21 protein-coding genes and 1 tRNA gene are annotated in these 21,213 nt (G+C 29.2%); 6 read left to right on the top strand and 16 right to left on the bottom strand.

The features are described 5' to 3' along the window. The 4 genes from dapA to rseP are packed head-to-tail and all read left to right on the top strand — an operon-like array spanning position 1 to position 3,366. Positions 1 to 897 (top strand): 4-hydroxy-tetrahydrodipicolinate synthase, encoded by an 897-nt coding sequence (dapA, locus tag CLCT_RS03215; RefSeq protein WP_149062230.1) that lies wholly within the window; start codon positions 1 to 3, stop codon positions 895 to 897. Further along, positions 897 to 1,676 carry an enoyl-ACP reductase gene (locus tag CLCT_RS03210; protein ID WP_149062229.1) on the top strand — a complete coding sequence of 260 codons (780 nt, stop codon included), beginning with the start codon at positions 897 to 899 and terminating at the stop codon, positions 1,674 to 1,676. The genes dapA and CLCT_RS03210 overlap by 1 nt, the downstream gene beginning before the upstream one ends. Before the next feature lie 51 nt (positions 1,677 to 1,727). Continuing rightward, positions 1,728 to 2,258 (top strand): CDP-diacylglycerol--glycerol-3-phosphate 3-phosphatidyltransferase, encoded by a 531-nt coding sequence (gene pgsA, locus CLCT_RS03205; protein ID WP_039668264.1) that lies wholly within the window; start codon positions 1,728 to 1,730, stop codon positions 2,256 to 2,258. Position 2,259: 1 nt separating this feature from the next. Next, a complete protein-coding gene (rseP, locus tag CLCT_RS03200) occupies positions 2,260 to 3,366 on the top strand; it encodes an RIP metalloprotease RseP (protein WP_149062228.1) in 1,107 nt (368 codons plus the stop codon). On the opposite strand, the gene CLCT_RS03195 is transcribed toward rseP, so the two are convergent. The 15 genes from CLCT_RS03195 to CLCT_RS03125 all read right to left on the bottom strand — a co-directional run bounded on the left by CLCT_RS03195 (position 3,363) and on the right by CLCT_RS03125 (position 19,566). Continuing rightward, positions 3,363 to 4,193 (bottom strand): inverse autotransporter beta domain-containing protein, encoded by an 831-nt coding sequence (locus CLCT_RS03195; RefSeq protein WP_149062227.1) that lies wholly within the window; start codon positions 4,191 to 4,193, stop codon positions 3,363 to 3,365. The two genes, rseP and CLCT_RS03195, sit on opposite strands and share 4 nt — an antisense overlap. Before the next feature lie 130 nt (positions 4,194 to 4,323). Beyond that, positions 4,324 to 6,162, bottom strand: coding sequence for a bifunctional tRNA (5-methylaminomethyl-2-thiouridine)(34)-methyltransferase MnmC2/FAD-dependent 5-carboxymethylaminomethyl-2-thiouridine(34) oxidoreductase MnmC1 (gene mnmC, locus CLCT_RS03190; RefSeq protein WP_149062226.1), 1,839 nt, complete (start codon positions 6,160 to 6,162; stop codon positions 4,324 to 4,326). After that, the gene (locus CLCT_RS07680; RefSeq protein WP_428840479.1) at positions 6,159 to 7,595 is read right to left on the bottom strand and encodes an N-acetylmuramoyl-L-alanine amidase; all 1,437 of its coding nucleotides are present in this window, start codon (positions 7,593 to 7,595) and stop codon (positions 6,159 to 6,161) included. Before CLCT_RS07680 ends, mnmC begins: the two co-directional genes overlap by 4 nt. A gap of 93 nt (positions 7,596 to 7,688) precedes the next feature. After that, the gene (locus CLCT_RS07830) at positions 7,689 to 8,105 is read right to left on the bottom strand and encodes a hypothetical protein (protein ID WP_149062225.1); all 417 of its coding nucleotides are present in this window, start codon (positions 8,103 to 8,105) and stop codon (positions 7,689 to 7,691) included. Beyond that, on the bottom strand, positions 8,098 to 9,195 hold the full coding sequence (locus CLCT_RS03175; RefSeq protein WP_039668259.1) for a nitronate monooxygenase: 1,098 nt from the start codon (positions 9,193 to 9,195) through the stop codon (positions 8,098 to 8,100). The genes CLCT_RS07830 and CLCT_RS03175 overlap by 8 nt, the downstream gene beginning before the upstream one ends. Beyond that, a complete protein-coding gene (gene tyrS / locus CLCT_RS03170) occupies positions 9,195 to 10,397 on the bottom strand; it encodes a tyrosine--tRNA ligase (RefSeq protein ID WP_039668258.1) in 1,203 nt (400 codons plus the stop codon). Before tyrS ends, CLCT_RS03175 begins: the two co-directional genes overlap by 1 nt. A gap of 13 nt (positions 10,398 to 10,410) precedes the next feature. Beyond that, on the bottom strand, positions 10,411 to 12,600 hold the full coding sequence (locus CLCT_RS03165) for a RelA/SpoT family protein (RefSeq protein WP_149062224.1): 2,190 nt from the start codon (positions 12,598 to 12,600) through the stop codon (positions 10,411 to 10,413). Next, a complete protein-coding gene (locus CLCT_RS03160; RefSeq protein WP_039618002.1) occupies positions 12,584 to 12,802 on the bottom strand; it encodes a DNA-directed RNA polymerase subunit omega in 219 nt (72 codons plus the stop codon). Before CLCT_RS03160 ends, CLCT_RS03165 begins: the two co-directional genes overlap by 17 nt. 8 nt (positions 12,803 to 12,810) lie before the next feature. Beyond that, positions 12,811 to 13,536 carry a UMP kinase gene (gene pyrH / locus CLCT_RS03155; RefSeq protein WP_039668256.1) on the bottom strand — a complete coding sequence of 242 codons (726 nt, stop codon included), beginning with the start codon at positions 13,534 to 13,536 and terminating at the stop codon, positions 12,811 to 12,813. 55 nt (positions 13,537 to 13,591) lie between these two features. Next, positions 13,592 to 14,767 carry a murein hydrolase activator EnvC family protein gene (locus CLCT_RS03150; protein WP_149062223.1) on the bottom strand — a complete coding sequence of 392 codons (1,176 nt, stop codon included), beginning with the start codon at positions 14,765 to 14,767 and terminating at the stop codon, positions 13,592 to 13,594. Beyond that, positions 14,764 to 15,570, bottom strand: a complete 807-nt coding sequence (locus CLCT_RS03145; RefSeq protein WP_149062222.1) for an ABC transporter permease — start codon at positions 15,568 to 15,570, stop codon at positions 14,764 to 14,766. The genes CLCT_RS03150 and CLCT_RS03145 overlap by 4 nt, the downstream gene beginning before the upstream one ends. After that, positions 15,557 to 16,213 carry a cell division ATP-binding protein FtsE gene (locus CLCT_RS03140; RefSeq protein WP_039625813.1) on the bottom strand — a complete coding sequence of 219 codons (657 nt, stop codon included), beginning with the start codon at positions 16,211 to 16,213 and terminating at the stop codon, positions 15,557 to 15,559. The genes CLCT_RS03145 and CLCT_RS03140 overlap by 14 nt, the downstream gene beginning before the upstream one ends. 32 nt (positions 16,214 to 16,245) lie before the next feature. Further along, entirely contained in the window at positions 16,246 to 17,436 is a 1,191-nt protein-coding gene (trmB, locus tag CLCT_RS03135; protein WP_149062221.1) for a tRNA (guanosine(46)-N7)-methyltransferase TrmB, read from the bottom strand. Then, the gene (locus CLCT_RS03130; protein ID WP_039668252.1) at positions 17,436 to 18,650 is read right to left on the bottom strand and encodes a fibronectin type III domain-containing protein; all 1,215 of its coding nucleotides are present in this window, start codon (positions 18,648 to 18,650) and stop codon (positions 17,436 to 17,438) included. Before CLCT_RS03130 ends, trmB begins: the two co-directional genes overlap by 1 nt. Then, the gene (locus CLCT_RS03125) at positions 18,604 to 19,566 is read right to left on the bottom strand and encodes an RluA family pseudouridine synthase (RefSeq protein ID WP_149062220.1); all 963 of its coding nucleotides are present in this window, start codon (positions 19,564 to 19,566) and stop codon (positions 18,604 to 18,606) included. Before CLCT_RS03125 ends, CLCT_RS03130 begins: the two co-directional genes overlap by 47 nt. A 71-nt stretch (positions 19,567 to 19,637) precedes the next feature. Between CLCT_RS03125 and CLCT_RS03120 the strand changes: the two genes are divergently transcribed. Both CLCT_RS03120 and CLCT_RS03115 read left to right on the top strand, forming a co-directional pair. Then, positions 19,638 to 20,747 carry an FtsW/RodA/SpoVE family cell cycle protein gene (locus CLCT_RS03120; RefSeq protein WP_039668250.1) on the top strand — a complete coding sequence of 370 codons (1,110 nt, stop codon included), beginning with the start codon at positions 19,638 to 19,640 and terminating at the stop codon, positions 20,745 to 20,747. Positions 20,748 to 20,799: 52 nt separating this feature from the next. Continuing rightward, positions 20,800 to 20,876, top strand: a tRNA-Ile gene (locus CLCT_RS03115). Positions 20,877 to 21,041: 165 nt separating this feature from the next. Here CLCT_RS03115 and CLCT_RS07675 read toward each other — a convergent pair. After that, positions 21,042 to 21,194: a hypothetical protein gene (locus CLCT_RS07675; RefSeq protein WP_170230431.1), complete on the bottom strand. Its 153-nt coding sequence runs from the start codon at positions 21,192 to 21,194 to the stop codon at positions 21,042 to 21,044. Positions 21,195 to 21,213 lie beyond the last annotated feature (19 nt).

Genomic DNA, 21,213 nt, shown 5'->3' with positions numbered 1-21,213 from the left:
ATGGACAATAAAATCATCATAGGAGCAATGACAGCTTTAATAACTCCATTTAAAAATGGAAAATTAGATGAACAAACTTACCACAAACTCATCAAAAGGCAAATAGCAAATGGGATTGATGCGATAGTGCCTGTTGGAACAACTGGAGAAAGTGCCACCTTAACCCATGAAGAACATAGAATTTGTATAGAAATAGCATTAGATGCTTGCAAGGGAAGTTCTTGTAAAGTTTTAGCCGGAGCAGGAAGCAATGCTACCCATGAAGCTGTAAGTTTGGCTAAATTTGCACAAGAGCATGGAGCTGATGGTATTTTAAGCGTTACTCCATATTACAATAAACCTACACAAGAAGGTTTGTATTTACATTATAAAGAAATAGCAAAAAGCATAGACATACCTGTGCTTTTATACAACGTACCAGGAAGAACAGGTTGTGAACTTCAAACAGAAACCATTATAAGATTGTTTAGAGATTGTGAAAATATTTATGGAGTAAAAGAAGCTAGTGGAAGTATTGATAAATGCGTTGATTTGCTAGCGCATGAACCTAGAATGATGCTTTTAAGCGGAGAAGATGCTATTAATTATCCTATACTTTCAAATGGTGGTAAAGGTGTGATTTCAGTTACTTCAAATTTACTTCCTGATATGATTTCAAAATTAACTCATTTAGCTTTAGAAGAAAAATATATTGAAGCTAAAAAAATTAATGATGAGTTGTATAATATCAATAAAATTTTATTTTGCGAAAGCAATCCTATACCTATTAAAGCAGCAATGTATATAGCAGGTTTAACTCCTACTTTAGAATATCGTTTGCCACTTTGTAAACCTAGTGATTGCAATTTAGCAAAAATAGAAGCGATTATGAAAAACTATAATATCAAAGGATTTTAATGGATACTTTTTTTCAAAATAAAACTTTAGTAATTAGCGGTGGAACAAGAGGGATTGGTAAAGCTATTGTATATGAGTTTGCAAAAGCAGGAGCCAATGTAGCTTTTACTTATAATTCTAACGCAGATTTAGCTCAAGAAATTGTAAAAGATTTAGAAAATAACTATAAAATCAAAGCAAAGGCTTATGAGTTTAACATACTTGAACCAGAAACTTATAAAGACTTATTTGAAAAAATCGATCAAGATTTTGACAGAATAGATTTTTTCATCTCTAATGCTATTATCTCAGGTCGTGCCGTTGTAGGTGGATATACTAAATTTATGAAATTAAAACCAAAAGGTATTAATAATATTTTCACGGCAACTGTAAATGCTTTTGTTGTTGGAGCACAAGAAGCAGCAAAAAGAATAGAAAAAGTTGGTGGGGGTAGTATATTATCTATTTCCTCAACAGGAAATTTAGTACATATTGAAAACTATGCAGGACACGGTACAGCTAAAGCAGCGGTAGAAGCTATGGCAAGATATGCTGCAACCGAACTTGGTTCTAAAAACATCCGTGTAAATGTAGTAAGTGGTGGACCAATTGACACTGACGCGCTTAAAGCATTTACAAACTATGAAGAAGTTAAAAATGCAACTATTAATCTTAGTCCATTAAACCGTATTGGACAGCCTCAAGATTTAGCAGGAGCATGTTTATTTTTATGTTCTGATAAAGCAAATTGGATCACAGGACACACCTTAATCGTAGATGGTGGAACAACTTTTAAATGATTCATTACCCCATTTTGGGGTATTTTCTTTAAACACAAGGATTAATAAATAATGAATTTACCTAATATCTTAGCATTTTTAAGGATATTATTAGCTCCACTTTTGTTTTTTTTGCTTATTAATGATTTTGAAAATATTCATCCTAGTTGGGTAAATTATTTTGCTTGTGTTGTTTTTGGTATAGCTGCCTTGACTGATTTTTTTGATGGTTATATTGCAAGAACTTGGAATCAAACTACAAAACTTGGAGCCATTATAGATCCACTAGCAGATAAAATGCTTGTTTTGGCTGCTTTTTTAGGATTATTACTCACCCAAAAAGCCGATCCTTGGATGATTTATATTATTCTAGTAAGAGAATTTTTTATAACCGGTTTTCGAGTGGTTATGGTGAGTGAAAAATTTGATGTAAGTGCTTCGTTTGCGGGAAAAATAAAAACAACCTTTCAAATGATAGCCATTATATTTTTAATCATGCAATGGCCTTTTGCTAATACATTGTTGTTTATTGCCTTAGTACTTACACTTTATTCGGCTTTTGAGTACATACTAGCTTATATAAAACATTTAAAAAAGGTATAATTTGAAATCATATTTATTTTTATTTATTATCTTAGCTATTGGCTTTAAGTTTTATTCTTTTAGCTTTTTAATAACACTTTTGGTTATATCTTTTTTAATTTTTTTTCACGAGTTAGGACATTTTTTAGCCGCAAAACATATGAAAGTCGATGTAGAAATTTTTAGTATAGGCTTTGGAAGAGCTGTTTTTAAAAAAACTTATAAAAACACAGAATACCGCTTATCTGCACTACCTTTTGGTGGTTATGTTAAACTTAAAGGACAAGATGATTTAAATCCTAGTGAAAAAAATTACGAACCAAATAGCTATAATACTCTAAGTCCTCTAGCTAGAATTTACATACTTTTTGCAGGACCGTTTTTTAATTTCTTTTTAGCATTTTTGCTTTATATAGTCATAGGTTTTTTAGGTGTGCAAAAACTTGCACCTATTATTGGCAATATAGCACCAAACTCAGCTGCACAAAAAGCAAATTTACAAATTGGAGATAAAATCCTAGCTATAGACGGAGTTAAAATTCAAAGCTTTGAAGAAATCGGCAAACTTGTACACATAAAACCAACCTTACTTAGTATAGAACGCGATGGCAAACTCATCAACATCACCCTAACCCCGCAAATTGATCAAGGTTACAATGAGTTTTATCAAAAAGTTCAAAAACCACTAATTGGCATAGCACCTAAGGGTGAGTTTGTTACTATTTATCATCCAGGATTTAGTAGTTTAAAATATGCTTATGAAGAAAGTATAGAAGCCTCTTTACTTATTTTTAAAGGTCTTGCTAAAATCATCAGCGGGGAATTAGATGCTAAAAATATGGGTGGAATTATCACTATGGTAGATATAACTTCCAAAGCAGCAAATACTAGTATAGTGGTTTTATTTTTAATCACCGCTTTAATTTCTATCAACCTTGGAGTATTAAATTTACTTCCCATTCCAGCGCTAGATGGAGGGCATATACTTTTTAACCTTTATGAGTTAATCTTTAAAAAAGAAGTACCAAAGATATGTTTTGAATATCTTAGTTATTTTGGCATGGCTTTGCTTTTAAGTTTAATGGTGTTTGTAACTTATAATGATATTACCCGTTTTATGAGTAATTAATAAGTCCTAGTAGCAAAATCATAACGGTTAAATTCGCCTATATTGTTTTTACGGTAAAAACTATTATAAAATTGCTTACTTAAACTTTGCTCATAATTTAATCTAAATCTTACCCACATTGCCGTTTGATCTTTAGCACTAGTTTTTTCATCTTGATAATTAAGTGATAAATCTAAAATAGAAATTGGAGAATAAGTAATGTTGTATTGATTTTGTAATTCTTTTATATTAGAATTTACATTTAAAACATTCAAATAAGGCAAATCAAACATCAAACCAAGCTCTGTACTATCTTCGCTATCATTTTCTTTTATATTGTAATGATTAGCATATGCTTTAAAATAATGACTAAATTGAAATTCAGCACCAAAACTATTTTTTTCATAAGTTTCTTTATACTGATCATTAAAATAGTTAAAACCTACATTAAACTCATCAAATTCATAGCGATTAATAAGTCCCAAAGAATAAGCTTGTTCTAATTGCCCTATTCTTGCTTGTTTTTCTAAAAGTAAAGTAGCATTTTCATAATCTAGTATTGAATTAATATTTTTTATATTTACATTTAAAGCATCATAATCTAAATTAGCCTCTGTTTTATCTTTAGAGCTTAAATTTAAAACTTGACCTAAAGAATTACTAGCAAAAGAACTAAGATCTGTACTTTGAGTTTGGTACTCTTGTGGTTTTTGAAAAAATACTTGCTTAGAAACAGTGTTTGACTTTTGATATTTGCTAATATTAGCCTCACCCTCACCTAAGCTTTCTTCTAAATTTAAAGCAAATGTATTTATACATATACAGCCTAAAAAAATATATTTTTTCACTCAACCTCTAATATATTATTTTAAAGATACAAAATTTCACATTTATCATGAAATATTGCTAACTCTATATTTATAATAGCATTATATTTTTACAATATAGCTAATAACATTTCAAACAAAAAACTGCTTGTTATAAAATTTTTCCCTTTTTTAACATTCTAATTAAAAATCTTGCAGGATGAGTGGCATGTAAAAAATCTTTTTCTATTTTTGGCTCATCAAAGATTAATGCGCTAAGTATTCTAGCTCCAATAATAGCACTAGCAAAAGCCCTAGATCCATGAGCGATGGAAAAATACAAAGGAATAAAATCATTTAGTGCTACTTGACTTTTATTTTTATGCCATAAAAGTGCCTTATAATTTTGCATATAAAAATTTTCATTATAAGCTTGACCTATTATGGCAAATCTATCACTCGAATATGATCTAAATCCTACTTTTCCGCCCATTATCTCTAATTTTTCACCTTGCAAAAATTCTTTTATATTTTCAATATTTTGCAAATCATCATTTTTTAAAAGCGTTGTATCTTGATTAAGCCTATCATAACTTGCACCAATAAGTTGTAAATTTAATTCTTCATTGATAGGACAAATATAGCCTTTTGAAGATAAAGCATGAGAATTTTTTAAAAATGGTTTTAAATGAGTACATTGCCCCCTGACACTGCTTAATTTCATATATTTATACTCTAAAAAATTCTTAATATCAGCGCCTTGAGCATAAATTAACACATCATAATCTTTTAATGGTTTTTGATTATTAAATTGCAAAGAAAACTTTTCATTTTCATAAGAATAATCTTTAAATTCATGCTCAAAAAATACCTTAGCCTTGCTTTTTTGTAAAAGTGTTTTCACAAGCTCTTGAGGCTTTATACATGCTCCATCTTTTAAAAAAGCTTGATTGTGAATAATTTCAAATAAAACATTATCTTTTTGACTATCAAAACGCTCTTGCATAAGTTCATTATGAGCAAATTCATAAACCCCTTGAGGAATTAAATCTAAAATTTGCCTATAAAATCTACTAGCCTCTAAAAAAGCATATTGTGAAAACTCACCCAATAAAACATCAGGTTTTAAAATCAAAGAACCTAAAATTCCATTGATATTTCCAGAAGCACCTTTTCCTAATGAATTTTCTTTTTCAAAAACATCTACTTGAACATTTCTTAAAGAAAGCTCATAAGCTATACTAGCTCCAGCTATACCTGCTCCGATGATGGCTATTTTTTGTATTTCTTTTTTTAAACACGGGGTATTAAAATAAGCAAATTTATCTTCAAACTCAAGGCCATTAAAAATAGCTTGTATCATTTCTCTTTTTCTAAAGCCTTTGATCTTTTGTACTTGAAAATTATTTTTAGTTAAAGCTTTTTTTAAAATGCTTGCAGAAGAAAAGGTCAAAATCTTGGCATTTATTTTTGAATTTTTAGCAACTTTGTTTATAATATCCTCATCAAACATCTCTTGATTTTTAGCAGGAGCAAAACCATCTAAATACCAAATATCAGCTTTGAAATCTAAATTTTGCAACTTTTCTTTAGCATCACCAAATACCAAATCTAAAAAACAATCTTGAAAATAAAATCTATAAACTCCATCTTTACATGGGGGATAAAATTTTAAAAACTGCTCTAAAAGCTCTTTAAATTCCTCATAAAAACCAAGATTTTTATAAATTTCTCTTAATGTTTCTTTTTCTATATAAAAATTTTCAAAACTAAGATAAAATAGTCTTTGATTTTCTTTTTTTTCTTTTGTAAAACGCTTTAAAGTAAGAAAAAAATTTAAACCTATACCAAAACCAAGCTCTGCAATGATAGTTTGTTTTGTTTGAAATTCAAAAGCATTAGTATAGATAAATTCACTCTCACTTAAACCATCGCTAGAATTAAAATAATAATCATCAAAATCTAAAGAAAAAGGCGCATTGTTTTTAATGATAATATTTGCTTTTTTCATTGATTTTTATAAAAATAACTCTCTATGCCATTAGCAATACCAATAGCTAATAATTCTTGAAAATTTTTATTTGTTAATCTATTTCTTTCACTAGGATGACTAATATAACCTGTCTCAATCAATATAGCAGGCATTTGCGCACCCACCAAAACCCAAAAAGGAGCTTCTCTAACTCCACCATCCACAACTTTATATTTTTTTCTTACATTACTTAAAATCTTTTTTTGAACATCAATAGCTAATTTATTTGAAGCAACGATTTTTTCGCGGTTTAAAAAATTTAAAAAGGTTTGTTTTGAAAAGAAATTCATCTCTTCAAAATCGGATTGATTTTCCAACTCAGCAGCTTTTTTACTTCTTTCGCTTCTTGCAGGCGATAAGAAAAAAGTTTCAATACCTTGTAAAGTTTTAGCTCTTTGTTTATTTGGAGCTGCATTTGCATGGATAGAAATAAATAAATCCGCCATTTTTTCATTAGCCATAGAGGTTCTATCTCTTAAGTTTATAAATTTATCTGTACTTCTAGTATAATAAATTCTATATCCACGTTTTTTAAGCTCATTACCAAGTTTTAAAGCAACGCTTAAAACTACATCTTTTTCTCTAACACCCTTATCACCCAAAGTACCTGGATCTTTACCTCCATGACCTGGGTCAATTACTATGATTTTACCTGATTTTTTAATGGTAGTTTTTGCCGTTTTTGAAGTAGTTTTTGCCAGTATTTTTTTAGCCTTTTTTTCAAAGCCTATAAATAATTCCTCATCGTCTAAATCAAGATTAGTTTTAAAATCACTGGCAGAATTTAAAACAACCCTTACTGTAGTTTTATTAAACTGCACTATTGTGATGGATTGATTTTTATTAATATCGATTTTTTTTCTATCACCTTCTAAAATAGCTTCAAAGCTTACAATAGAACGATATGTTTTACCATCTTTAAAAGAATTGATTTTAATATCTTCAATATCAATATCATTATTTAATTTTAAATTAATACCATTTTTATCTTTACTTGATTTTAAAATATATAAAGGCTCATTTTTAACAACTTCTTTTTTTACTTCTGTTTTTTTAACTTCATTTTGTTTTTTAACTATAGGTTTGGGCTCTTCTTTTTTTTCTACTTTTTCAAGCCCCATAAAAAGACTTTGATCTTTAAGCTCTATTTTGATCTTTAATTCTTTTTTTGAACTTAAGACCAAACGCATACTTGTTGGGTTAAATTGCGATACGATAATATCAAAATCTTTAAATTCAAAAGTTCTCTTAGGTCCTTTTAAAATCCCATCAAAATCTGCAACATAACGAAAATTCTTATCGCCTTTGAGAGTAAAGTTTTTAATGTCTTTTTGGCTGATTTTTTCACTTAAATCAAGTAAGATACCATTGTCTAATTTCTTTACATCAAGCACAAAAAGTTCTTTTTGCACTGGAGCTTTTTTATCTTCTTTTTTATCTTCTTTTTTATCTTCTTTTTTATCTTCTTTTTTATCTTCTTTTTTATCTTCTTTTTATCTTCTTTTTTATCTTCTTTTTTTATCTTCTTTTTTATCTTCTTTTTTATTAATAGATGATGATGTGGTATTAGTTTCAATTTTTGTTTGTTCTTTTTTTATTTTTTGATCTTGTATAACTTTTAGAGCATTTTTTAAACGCAAAATTTCTTCTTCATTTACTCCGCTTTCTTTAAGCTCTTGCACATAAGCTTTATCATCAAAACCTAAAGAATTTGAACTTATGATTAATCTTTTTAAAATCTCATTTTTTTCTTCATTATTATCATTAATCACACTTTGTATATATAAAGATTTTAACTGCTGGTGTAATTGTAGTTTTTCTTCTGAATTAGAAGTTAAAAAATTTTGATCAAATTTCTTAACTTCTGCATTAGCAAAAACACTAAAACAAAATAATAAAAAAATAAAAAATATTCTAAGCATCTTCACCATTAATTAATTTTTTCATTAGCTCTTCTACACTAATAAGCTTATCTAGTCTATATCCATTAGCCCCTGTAAAAAATAAACCTGTTTCTTTTTTACCACTCCAAGCATCATATAATCTATCTGCTATACAATAACCCACCTTAGTAGCTTCCTTGCCTCTACCGCATGGTGCAACACAATTGCTCACACAAGAAATTTTTGGCCCCATTCTTTTATCTACTAAATTTAAAAGATTAGTTCTTACCCCTCTTGCAGGATAACCAACTGGAGATTTTAAAAGTTCAATATCTTCTTTTTTACAATCTAGCAATACTTGTTTAAAATCATCACTCGCATCGCATTCAAAAGTTCCTATAAAACGAGTTCCCATTTGAACGCCACTTGCCCCTAAAGACATCATCTTTTCTATATCTTGCTTATCCCAAATTCCACCCGCAGCGATTAATGGTATATCTCCCCAGTTTTTAATTTCTTGCGCAACTTGTGGTACTACATTTTCTAACTGATATTCATCCATTAAACATTGCTCATAAGTAAAACCCTGATGTCCACCACTTTTTGGTCCTTCAACTATAACTGCATCAGGCAAGCGATTATATCTACTTTGCCATCTTTTGCAGATAATTTTTAAAGCCTTAGCAGATGATACAATAGGCACCAAAGCAACATCTGGATAATCTTGTGTAAATTCAGGCAAATTTGTAGGAAGCCCTGCTCCTGAAACTATCACATTAAAACCAACCTCACAAGCATTACGAGCAATTTGTGCATAATTATTACTTGCATATAAAATATTACAGCCTAAAGGTGCGTCTTTGCAAACCTTTCTAGCATTATCTATCAAAGCTTTTAAACCTGCTTTTGAATAAAAATTATCACTACCATAAGGCTTTGCATTGAACTCTTTATCTATATGTATTCTATTTTCATAATATCCAGTTCCTACCGAGGAAATAATCCCTAATCCGCCATTTAAAGAAACTGCAGAAGCAAGTTTGTCCCAACTTATACCAAGCCCCATGCCACCTTGAAAAATAGGATATTTTATCTCATGCTTTCCAATTTTTAAAGCTTTAAAACTCATCATATTACCTTTAATTTTGCAAATTTTCTTTTTCCAACTTGTAAAATATATTCACCACTTTCTAGTTGAAATTGTTCATCTTGAACTTTTTCTCCATTAACACTTACTGCATTTGAATTAATCAATCTTCTAGCAGCTGAAGTAGAGCTTTCCATTTTGCACTCTACTATAGCTTTTGCAAGCCAAATACTACCTTCTAAAGTAAAACTTGGCATATCACTAGGAAGTTCTTTTGCACTATGGACTTTGTCAAATTCTTCCTTAGCTTTTAAAGCACACTCACTTGAATGAAAACGCGCAGTAATTTCTAAAGCTAAATTTTCTTTAGCTTCTTTAGGATGCAATGAGCCTTTTTTAATATCATCTTTTATTTGTAAAATTTCATTTAAGCTTTTTTCACTTAAAAGTTCATAATATCTAAACATCAACTCATCACTTATACTCAAAACTTTAGCATACATATCTTTGGCATTTTCAGTTACACCGATATAATTTCCCAAGCTTTTACTCATCTTGTTTACACCATCAAGGCCTTCAAGCAATGGCATCATCATTACCGCTTGTTCTTTTTGACAATTATATACTCTTTGAAGCTGTCTACCCATTAAAAGATTAAACTTTTGATCCGTTCCACCCATTTCTATATCACTTTTTAATGCAACACTATCATAACCTTGTAAAAGTGGATATAAAAACTCACAAATTGATATAGGGCTTTGCTCTTTAAAACGCTTAGTAAAATCATCTCTTTCAAGCATTCTAGCAACACTAAAAGTCGAAGTAAGCTCTACTATACCAGCGGCACCAAGCTCATTTAGCCATTTAGAATTAAAATGAATTTGAGTTTTACTTGGATCTAAAATCTTAAAAACTTGTTCTTCATAAGTTTTAGCATTTTTAAGTACTTCTTCTTTGTCAAGTTTTTTTCTTGTAGCACTTTTTCCTGTTGGATCTCCAATTTGAGCAGTAAAATCACCTATTAAAAACTGCACTATAGCCCCATGCTTTTGAAGCAAAGCCATCTTACCTAAAACTACAGTATGACCCAAATGTAAATCAGCAGCTGTAGGATCAAAACCAGCCTTTACAAAAAAATTTTCACCTTTTTCATAGTAATTTTTTACCAAAGAAACCAATCTTTCCTCATCAATAATTTCTGCTATTCCTCGTTTAATTTCTTTAATAATTTCTTCAATATTCATTACAAAACCTTTTTTAGTGATTGTTATATGCATCATTTAAAGATATAAAATCTAAAATTTTATATCTTGATTTTAATCTTTCTTTTGCATTTTCAAGATCTATATTATTAGGTAACTCAACTTGTACTTCAAAATAATTTGCAACGACTGGCTCTGAATCAGCTGAGTTAATACTTAAAACATTAATCTGCATTTTAGCTAAAGTAGTTAGAAAATCTGCTAAAGAACCTTTTTTATTTTCTATAGAAACGATGATTTTGTAACTTTTTATCGAACTATCATTCCAAAAAACAAAAACCATTTCTTTGTTATCTTCTATCATTTTCATTGCTTGTTCACAAAGCTTATGGTGGATTGTTGCTCCAGTTGAATGTCTAAAAGCAATAATTTCATCTCCTCTTTTAGGCCTACAACAATAATCAAAATTAATCGTGGTTATTTTATAATTAGAACCAATCACTATGCTTTCAAATTTTTGCTCATTTTGTTCAAATTTAGCTGCTTGATTTTGCCCCATATATTTTCTTAGAGCAATAATTACATCTTTAAAATAATTAAAATCCAAAGCAATTTGTCTTAGCTTTTTATTAAAATTTTCTTTTTCAAGCCATTTTTCTATAAGTTTAGAATCTTTATTAAAAACAGTAGATAAAAGATTAATAGCAATTTTGTTATTTAATTCTTTTTTCTTTTGCTTGCAAAAATCTCTTATGCTAGCCCTAGCCTTTCCTGTTTTAACGCTATCTATCCATGAACATCTAAAAAATTCTTCTTCCGAAGTTTCAATACTAACTATATCTCCATTTTTAAGCACAGTTAAAAGTGGCACTCTCATGCGATTAACAAAAGCAGTTTTAGCATGAAGTCCTACTTTAGTATGAACCTCATAAGCAAAGTCCAAAGCCGTAGCTCCACGCGGTAAAGTAAAAATTTCACCTTTAGGAGAATATACTGCTATATCCTCAATATATAAACTATCTTTTGCATATTCATAAAGTTCGATAGCATCACAATCTTGCACAGTATTGCCATCTTCTTTACCATGCATAGAAATATCTGCAAGCCAATCTAAATTTGGTGTTGTTATATTTCCTTCTTTATATTTCCAATGTGCTGCCACGCCAAATTCAGCAGTCTTATGCATATCAAAGGTGCGAATTTGAGCTTCTATGATATTTTTTGCATCAAAAAGCGTTGTATGTAAGGTCTGGTAGCCATTTTGTTTTGGCAAAGCTATATAGTCTTTAAATCTTGAAATTAAAGGATTAAAATGCGTATGTAAAATTCCTAAAGCCAAATAACAATCATAAACTTTTTCAACCAAAATTCTTACACCTAAAAGATCTAAAACTTCATCAAGTCCTACACCTTTTCTTTGCATTTTTAAATAAATAGAATAATTATGTTTAATTCTTTTATGTATAACAAAACTACCCTGTCTAAAGCCATTTTCCAAAAATAACATTTCTATTTTCGAAATAAATTCATTAAATCCAAGTTGAATTTGTTGATCTTTTGCATTTATATAATTATCAATTTGTGCATATTCATCAGGCAATAAAAACTTAAAACTTAAATCCTCAAGTAAATTTTTTATACTTGAAATTCCAAGTCTATGAGCTATAGGTGCATATACCACTAAGGTTTCTTCGCTGATTCTTTTTTGTTTATCTTCTCTTAAAAAATTTAAAGTAAGCATATTGTGCAATCTATCGCAAAGCTTTATTACAAGCACGCTCACATCTTCAACACCGGCTAAAAGCATATTTCTAAAAGTCAAAGCAGATTTTGCAAGTTTTTCATTAGAATTAGAGCGTGTAAGATGATCTTCTCTAATACTGACTATTTTGGTTAAGCCTTGAACTAATTTGGTAACTTCTTCACCAAAATTTGAACTCAATTCTTCTTCATTGCAATTTGTATCTTCTAACACATCATGCAATAATGCAGCGATGATCATAGACTGTACAGGACTTAAAAATGCCACAAAAGAAGCCACTAATATAGGATGAACTGCATATGGCTCTCCGCTTTTTCTAAATTGTCCTTTGTGTTTTTGGATACAAAAATCTACTGCTTTTTCTAAAACAGCAGATTGTGGAAAGACCATAAAAAGGATTTCTTTTGCTCTTTGTAAATCCTTACAATTTTTAACATCATCAACAAGTTTATCTAACAATAACTCATCATTTACTAGCTTCAATAAATCCCTCTAAAACGATTTTATCTTCTGCTATTTCATGTAAAGCAATGTCGGTATATTTATATTTATTTTTATCTAAATTTACTAAAGGTTCTGCACCATTTGCAAGCTCTTCAGCTCTTTTAGCTACCACAAGAGCTAGTTTATATCTATCATCTTTTAGTTTTTTTAATGCTTTTGCAGCTATTTGTTCTACTCTCATTTTTATCCTTAATCTTGATTTTTAACAATAGAGCATAAACTCGTATCGCCTTGGATGATTTTTAACAAATTTCCTTCTTTAAACATATTACATACCACAATAGGTAGAGCATTATCTTTAGCTAAGGCTATTGCAGTATCATCCATAACTTTAATATTATCATGTAAAGCTCTTTCATAACTTAACTCATTAAGCATAATTGCATCATCATATTTTTTAGGATCTTTATCATAAATTCCATCTACCTTAGTTGCTTTGATGATCATATCTGCTTGAATTTCCACTGCTCTTAAAGTCGCAGCAGTGTCTGTAGTAAAATAAGGATTACCCGTACCACAAGCAAAAATAACTATACGTCCTTTTTCTAAGTGTCTATGCGCTCTTCTCATGATATAAGTTTCACAGAATGCTTCCATTTGAATAGCGCTTTGAACCCTTACATCAAGTCCAGCACTTTCTAATGCTTCTTGCATAGCTATAGAATTAATCACAGTAGCAAGCATACCCATATGATCACCACTTGTTCTTTTTATAAGTCCATCTCTTGCAGCAGATACCCCTCTAATGATATTTCCACCGCCTATTACTATACCTACTTCAACATTTTCATTAATCAAGCTTTTTATTTCAGAAGCTATGTATTTTAAAATTGAATTTTCTATACCAAACCCATTTTCTCCAGCCAAAGCTTCTCCAGAAAATTTAACCAATACTCTTTTTCTTTTATTGTTCATTAATTTTCTCCTTTGATTTGAAACTATATCAAAATTCGCATTAAAAAAAACTAATTTATTTAATCATCTCTAAAGGATTGATATGAAAATTCTTTTGTGTTACTTCAAAAGTTAAATCACTTTCAACCCTACCTATAATATAACCTTTTTTGATATTTCTACCCACTTTAACCCCAGGCGCAATTTTATCTAAATGCGCATAAATGGTATGTATTCCATCTTTATTTTCAACAATCACAACTTGTTTTAAAGTTGGAGTTGCTTTTGCAAAAACTACTTTACCATCTAAGACATTTCTTACTGCAGCATTAGCACTGTCACTTTTTAAAACCACATTTTCGTTATAAATTTTAATATTATAAATAGGATCAACATAGTTTCCAAATTTTTGTTTTACCGTGTAAGATTCTAAAGGAGCGATTGTCTTGGGACCACTATAGCGCTTAACACTGCTTGTTTGATAACTTGAGCCTACTTGTTTAACATTTGAGCTTGGTTTTTTGTCTTCTTTTTTTTGTGCTAATTTTTCTTCTTCTTTTTCTTTAATAATTTTTAACTTATTAAGTGTTTTTCTTAATTCTTGTTGTTGGGCTTGTAAATTAGAAAGTTTTCTAGTATAGATTTCTTTATCTGTTTTTTGCTTAGCTATTTCTTGTTCTTGCTTTTTTCTAAGATTTTTAAGCTCATCGATTTGATCTTTATAGGCTTTTAAATTATTATTAATTGTGGTAATTTGAGTTTGTTTTTCTTCTATTTTTTTACTTATATTTTCATAATCTTTTGAAATTTGATAAAATTCTTCTTTGAAAATTTTATCCAAAACCCCAACTAATTCTAAAGCTATGATACTATCTTCACTTTCGATATAATTTTTAGGAATTGCCAAATCATAAGCAAAATCTTTAGCAATTAAATCAATAATCTTCCCTTCTATTTTGCTTTTATTTTGCAAGAGATCTTTATTTTGTGCATTAAGTTGTTCTAGCGCTTTTATTTGAGTTTTTACTGAACTTTCAAGTTTAGAAGTTTTTGAAGTTAAAGTGCTAATTTCTGAAGCAATTTTTTTTAGATTTTTTTCATTATCTAAAATTTCACTAGCTAAATCCTCTAACTTTTTAGAAAGTTGCTTTACTATGCGCTCATTTTCTTTAATATCTTTTTGTTTTTGTGCAATTTCATTTGCAAATAAAATAGAAAAAGAAAACAAAAAAAGCAAAAAGCATTTTTTCATTTTCTAACCTTAAACATTACAAAATTCACACAAGCAAAACAAACACAAAGCATTGCTAAAAAAATCACAAACAAATGTATGAAAATACTTATTTTAGGTAAGCTAATATCCACACTTTGTAAAGCTAGTTTAATGGATTCAAGATCATAAACTTGCGTAAAAAATAATACAAGCAATAAAAATGCTATAAAACAATCAATAAAAACTATCTTATAAAGCATAAAAGATCTAAACCAAAATGGTGCTCCAAGTAAACACATGATTTCCACTCTTTGAGTGTGCTCAAAAAGCCAAATTTTCATTTGCTTAAGCAATAATACAAAGCTAAGCAATATTATGATAAATAAGAAAAACCATAATAAAAATTTCACTAAAACCAAAAGTTTATAAATTTTTGTATGCGTTTTAGCAAAAGTCTCTACTCTAGTAATATTAGGATTTTTTAAAAGCTTATCTTTTAAAGTATTTAGCTCATCTTCTGATAAAAGTTTATTGAGTTTTAAAGTATAAAATTTTGGCAATGTAGCTTTTAAAACCTCTATATTTTTAGCTGATATATCATTTTTAAGTCTGTCTATCATTTCATTTGGATTTAAAATTTCTAAAGACTGAAAATGATTTACTTGATCTTCTATGCTTTTTTTATCCAAATGAGTTTTACCTACTAAAATAATATTATAATCTTTATTTAAAAGTTTTTCATAATGCTCTATAGTTTTGTTTGTAATGATTAAAAACTCAAAAGCAAACATCATTACCATTAAAGCAAATATTAAAGAAAGATGATTTTTAAAAGATTTCATTCATTCTCCCATTTTCTATATTAAAACGACGATAATCAAGTCTTAAATTAGTAGGAATTCTATGCGTAACAACTACCACACAAGTTCCAAGTATTTCTCTAGCTGATTTTAATAAAGTCCATATAATATCTGAAGAATACTCATCCAAATTTCCCGTTGGTTCATCACATAAGAGTAATTTTGGATTATGCGCTAGGGCTCTTGCCATAGCCACGCGTTGTTGTTCTCCACCTGAAAGCTGAGCTGGCTTTTTATCGGCTTTGAAAGTTAAATTTACATGCTTTAAAAGCTTTGCGGCTTGTTCTTTGCATACATTTTTACTATAACCTTTAATCATCAAAGGTAGCATTACATTTTTTTCTACACTAAATTCTTGAACTAAACGATAATCTTGAAAAATAATTCCTATTTTTTGCCTAAGCTGTAAAAGTTCAGCATTAGAAATATCCACTAAATCATTATTACAAACTTTTAAATTCCCGCTTATTGGCTCCAAATCTCCATAAAAAGATTTTAACAAAGTTGACTTTCCACTACCACTTTTTCCTGTAATAAAAACAAAATCATTATCTTTTAGCGAAAAACTAGCATTTTCTATAACAAGTTCATCATAACCAAGACAAAGCTTTTTAGCTTCTATCATCACTGCTTTTTCCTTATTTATTTTATAAATGATTATTTGATATAAGAATACAATATTTCTCTTAATTTTTCTATAGCTTTTAAATTTTCTTTAGTTTTAAAAGGCTGTTCAAAAACAAATTCTATCTTTTGTACATTTAAAGCTATATAAACATGCTCAGGCTTATAAAAAGCACCAAAAGCTATTTTAATGATAAGCTCATCGTCTTTAATGTACATTTTTTCAAAATGCAAGAAAAAATCCTCACCTTTAAAAACTTCATTTTTAAAATTCTTTTTTATACAAGCTAATTCTTCTGTGTTTAATTTTAAATCTTCAATGGCAAATTTTTGATCCTTGCTTAAACTTTCACTCTTGCTAAAACCACTAATGATTAAATCATATATATCTTTATTTTGTCTTTTCCAGCGATCTTCATATTTGCTTGAAATTTCTAAATTTTCATTTTTTTTGATTAAAGCTTTTAAATGTGAAAAAGTTAAAAAAGTTTCTAAGGTAAAATCAAAATACAAAAAGCTATCTGTTCTAAGTTCAAATTGCCCATTTTCTTTTAAAACTCTAGCGCATTCATTGGCAAAGTTTACTCCAACTACTCTACGGTGAGGCTTTTTATCCCAAGGAACAGGAAAATGCAAAAAGATTTTATCTACCAAGTTAGACTCAAGTACGCTTAATAATAATCTTGCATCAGTTTCTATTAACAAAACATTATTTAAGTTTTCACTTAAGGCAAGTTTAGCTACTTGCTCTAACGCAGGCGTGTAAATTTCTATACCAATTATCAACACGTCAGGATTTAATCTTGCTTGATAAAGCAAATGTCTACCACTTCCAAAACCTATTTCAATAAAAATTTGTTTTTTGTTTTTTATTTGCTCTAGTAATTCTTTTAAATCATTAGCAATTAAAGGTGTTTTTTGGATTAACCTTGTATGTTTTAATGCTACAGCTTCACAAACTGCATCTTGAGTAAAATTTTCTTTAAACACAAGCAAAGCTTTTTGCAAATATCCAATTTGCGAAGGTTTAGTGTGTTTTTCGCCCTTAATAAGCCATTCTTGTTTTTTTTCATCTATTTTAATCTGCAAAAAAAAGTTTTCTTGCTTTATGCGCGTAAAAAGTAAATCAACATTTTCACCTTTAGCAAGCCATAAAAATTCAACTCCATCTTTTTTAAAAGGAAGTTGAATTTCTTTTAAAACTTTACACTTAAAATTTGGCATTATTTCACCGCTGTAAATTTATCAGAAGCTTTTGATTCTATACCATTTACATCAATTGCTATAACTTCATAACTATATACTTTTCCAGGAACAGCTGTGATATCTTTTAATTGTTTGGATTTAATCTCTTTAAATACAGCATTACTTCCACCCCCACTTCGTTTAACTATATATTCTTTAGCTCTATCATCATTATCAACCCATTCAACTCTAATACCATCATCTTCAACAGCACATAAAATAATACTTGGTGCTAATGGTGCCCCTAGGGTGATACCTTCTACAGGCTCATTTGCTATAGGACTTTCCAAGCCATCTTTATCAACCATACTCACTTTATAATATCTTTTTTCAGCCACACCTTTAACTACATCTTCATAAGTATTTTCAGAAGTTTTAGCTACCACGCTAAAAGGTAAAAAGGTAGTTGAGCTAGAATAAATTTTATAATAAGCAAAATCAGCATAATCAATTTTATCCCAAGTTAAAATGATTTTTCTTGGCGCATCTTTACTTGCTTGTAAATTACTTACCATAGGAGGAAGTGCTTTAGTGGTTGATTCTACTATTTTACTTGGGGTGCTTTTAATACCATCATAAGTTAAAGCTATGATTCTATATTGAAAACTCTCATCAGGCTTTAGTGAATCATCTATATATTCAGCACTTAAGCGATTTTTAACCCTAGTTAATTCTTTAAATTTCATATCTTTCATATTTGCACGCTCAATGATATATGAATTTACTCTTACATCAGGATGCGGTCTCCAAACTATTTTTACACGATTTGGCAAACCCACAATAGCTTGCACAAAAGGCACTGGATCAATCACTCTATTGGTAAAAGCTTCTATGCTTACACCATCTTGAGAAACTTGTCCAAGCTCATTAAAGGTTTTCATAGAATAATAATATCTTGTATTTGGCTCTAAATTTGTATCAGTATAATGAGTTTGAAACTTATTTTTAATTTTTGCTATAAGCTCCATAGGTGCACCAGCTGCATTTGCTCTATAAATGTAATAGCCTGCTATATTTTGATCATACAAAGGTTCCCATTCAAAAGCTATGCTTGTAATATCACTTATACTTTTAATATTTGAAATTTTTGGTAAAGTATCATTTACTTGAGCAATTTGAGGCGAACTCATAGTTGTACTACAAGCACTAAAAGCCAAAGCAGAACTTAAGATAATCCAATGAAGTTTTTTCATCTATCTCTCCTTGTGTAAAATTTTCTTTTAAAATTTGATAAAAATCATCAAACATAGGAGCTTTTATAAACATTAACTCTTTAGTCCTAGGATGAATAAAATAAATCAAATACGCATGAAGCATTACTCTATTATACTTTATTTTTCCTTTATATCCGTATAATTCATCTCCTAAAATATAGCGATTAAAATCTGCTAAATGCACTCTGATTTGATGGGTTCTTCCTGTATATAATTTAGCAGCTATTAAAGAGCAGTTTTTAGAACTTAATAAATTTATAAAATCTGTTTTTGCATTTTTTGCTAAAGGATTTTTGGTATTTGTAGTAATTTTTTTAAGCCTATTATTAGGACAACGCATGATAGCTTTTTCATTGCTCATTTTATCATTTTTCAAAGGCAAGTCACTCAAAGCAAGATAAAATCTTCCCATACTTTTATCTAAAAGCTGATTTGCTAAAAATTGATGTGTTTGATTGTTTTTTGCTATGATGATAGCTCCGCTTGTGCCTTTATCAAGTCTATGCACAAGCCCTGCTCTATGCTCTCCATTTAAATTTGATAAAGTATAGCCTTTATGCAAAAGCCAATCCACCAAAGTCGCTTCTTTAACGCTACTTGCACCATGCACAACAACATTAGGAGCTTTGTTTAAAACTAAAACATCATCATCTTCATATAAATTTTCTATATCAAACTCAGGCGTGTAGCTTTCTTTGGCTTCTTTTGCTAAAGGTAAAAAAATACTTATTTCATCTTTTTTTTTTATTTTTTTAGAACTTTTATTTTCTATTTTTTCATTAATATATATGCAATTTTCTTTGATTAGTTTAGCAACTTGCGAACGACTTTGTTTAAGTGTATCTGATAAAAAAATATCCAATCTTTCTTCACAAAGTGATGAAATTTTTAGCATATTATATTTCCTTGTGATAAAATTTGTAATTTTAGCATATAATTACACAATATTTTGTAAAAAGGGTAGTTTTGATAAAACTTGATAGAAGAATTCTAACGCATTTTGATTTTGTTCAACCTCTTTTAGTATTGCCTATCATAGCTATATCTTTTCTTTTAATTTATGAAGCAAATACACGCTTAGCTGAAAAACAATTTATCTATACTTTAGTAGGTTTTGCAGGATTTGCGTTTTTTTTCTTTTTACCTTTAAGAAAATTAGTGTGGCTTATACCTGTGTTATATTGGATCAATATAGCTTTGCTTTTGAGCGTCGATATTTTTGGTGTTGAAAAACTTGGGGCTAGAAGATGGCTTGAGATACCTTTTACGCATTTCACCATACAACCTTCTGAAATTTTCAAACCCTCTTTTATTTTAATGTTAGCTTATTTGATTTATCAAAACCCACCACCGCATAATGGCTATGGTTTAAAACAATTTTTAAAGCTAAGTTTTTATATTTTACTCCCATTTTTACTTATAGCAGGAGAACCTGATTTAGGAACAGCTTTAGTACTTTTAATAGTGGGCTTTGGAACGCTTTTTATCATAGGAGTAAATTATAAAATTTGGCTTAGCATTTTTTTAGCTATAGCTATAGCTTCGCCTGTTATTTACAGCGACTTTCTAAAACCTTATCAAAAACAAAGAATTCACGATTTCTTAGCTGAAGAGCCAAGTTACCATGTAAAACAATCCATCATCGCTATAGGAAGTGGTGGTTTGAGCGGAAAAAAGGCCGATGAAGCCACACAAACACATTTTAAATTTTTACCTATTTCTACGAGTGATTTTATTTTTGCATATTTGTCTGAAAGATTTGGTTTTATCGGTGCGGTTGTAATCATATTGCTTTATACCCTGCTCATTTTTCATTTATTGAGTTTAAATTATAAGCTCAAAGATGATTATTTTACAAGAGTGGTGACAAATTGCATTGCTTTATTTATTTTCATATATGTAGCAGTAAATATATCAATGACCATAGGTTTTGCTCCTGTTGTTGGTATACCTATGCCATTTTTTAGTCATGGGGGAAGTTCTTTTGCTACCTTTATGATTTTCTTTGGAATTTTACAAAATTTAATAACTTTTAGATATTTAGCAATAGAAAAAGCAGTAAAAATAAAATTCTAAATTTAAATTAAGGAAATAAAGATATAATAACATTTCTATTTTAACTTCTGGCGGATTTATAGCTCAGTTGGTTAGAGCAACCGGCTCATAACCGGTTGGTCGCAGGTTCGAGTCCTGCTAAATCCACCATTTTATTATATTATTTCTTATTAGTTTTGTATTACAACTTGGTTTTCAAAAAAACATTTTCCAGTGATTTTTTAGTATTTTGATGATATTTTTGCAAATTTCTTTCTTTTTACTTTCATCCACTTGAAGTTTATCTAAAAAAGTTTCTTCAAGAATGTTAACAAGCTACATATATTCTTTTGCGTCAAATCTTTTCATTTCATTTAAAGATGATAATGCTTTTAACAATAAATCTTTATATTCCATAAGAATTTTAATATCTATCTCTGAAAGCTGAGCCAACAGAGATAGAAATTGTACAAAATTGTAAAATGGCATATATTCCTTCCTATTTTCT

The organism is Campylobacter lari subsp. concheus (assembly GCF_008245025.1).
In the GTDB taxonomy this organism is placed as follows: Bacteria; Campylobacterota; Campylobacteria; order Campylobacterales; family Campylobacteraceae; genus Campylobacter_D; species Campylobacter_D concheus.
The sequence above is the reverse complement of the archived record's forward strand: the minus strand, read 5'-3'. Positions and strand labels throughout refer to the sequence as shown.

Excerpts from the sequence above, each read along its gene's own strand:
- dapA (WP_149062230.1), top strand. The coding sequence starts at position 1 with ATGGACAATAAAATCATCATAGGAGCAATGACAGCTTTAATAACTCCA.
- CLCT_RS03150 (WP_149062223.1), bottom strand. The coding sequence starts at position 14,767 with ATGAAAAAATGCTTTTTGCTTTTTTTGTTTTCTTTTTCTATTTTATTT.
- CLCT_RS07830 (WP_149062225.1), bottom strand. The coding sequence starts at position 8,105 with ATGCTTAGAATATTTTTTATTTTTTTATTATTTTGTTTTAGTGTTTTT.
- CLCT_RS03145 (WP_149062222.1), bottom strand. The coding sequence starts at position 15,570 with ATGAAATCTTTTAAAAATCATCTTTCTTTAATATTTGCTTTAATGGTA.
- CLCT_RS07675 (WP_170230431.1), bottom strand. The coding sequence starts at position 21,194 with ATGCCATTTTACAATTTTGTACAATTTCTATCTCTGTTGGCTCAGCTT.
- mnmC (WP_149062226.1), bottom strand. The coding sequence starts at position 6,162 with ATGAAAAAAGCAAATATTATCATTAAAAACAATGCGCCTTTTTCTTTA.
- CLCT_RS03130 (WP_039668252.1), bottom strand. The coding sequence starts at position 18,650 with ATGAAAAAACTTCATTGGATTATCTTAAGTTCTGCTTTGGCTTTTAGT.
- CLCT_RS03140 (WP_039625813.1), bottom strand. The coding sequence starts at position 16,213 with ATGATAGAAGCTAAAAAGCTTTGTCTTGGTTATGATGAACTTGTTATA.
- tyrS (WP_039668258.1), bottom strand. The coding sequence starts at position 10,397 with ATGAATATTGAAGAAATTATTAAAGAAATTAAACGAGGAATAGCAGAA.
- CLCT_RS03160 (WP_039618002.1), bottom strand. The coding sequence starts at position 12,802 with ATGAGAGTAGAACAAATAGCTGCAAAAGCATTAAAAAAACTAAAAGAT.
- CLCT_RS03175 (WP_039668259.1), bottom strand. The coding sequence starts at position 9,195 with ATGAGTTTTAAAGCTTTAAAAATTGGAAAGCATGAGATAAAATATCCT.
- trmB (WP_149062221.1), bottom strand. The coding sequence starts at position 17,436 with ATGCCAAATTTTAAGTGTAAAGTTTTAAAAGAAATTCAACTTCCTTTT.
- CLCT_RS03125 (WP_149062220.1), bottom strand. The coding sequence starts at position 19,566 with ATGCTAAAAATTTCATCACTTTGTGAAGAAAGATTGGATATTTTTTTA.
- CLCT_RS03210 (WP_149062229.1), top strand. The coding sequence starts at position 897 with ATGGATACTTTTTTTCAAAATAAAACTTTAGTAATTAGCGGTGGAACA.
- pyrH (WP_039668256.1), bottom strand. The coding sequence starts at position 13,536 with ATGAACAATAAAAGAAAAAGAGTATTGGTTAAATTTTCTGGAGAAGCT.
- pgsA (WP_039668264.1), top strand. The coding sequence starts at position 1,728 with ATGAATTTACCTAATATCTTAGCATTTTTAAGGATATTATTAGCTCCA.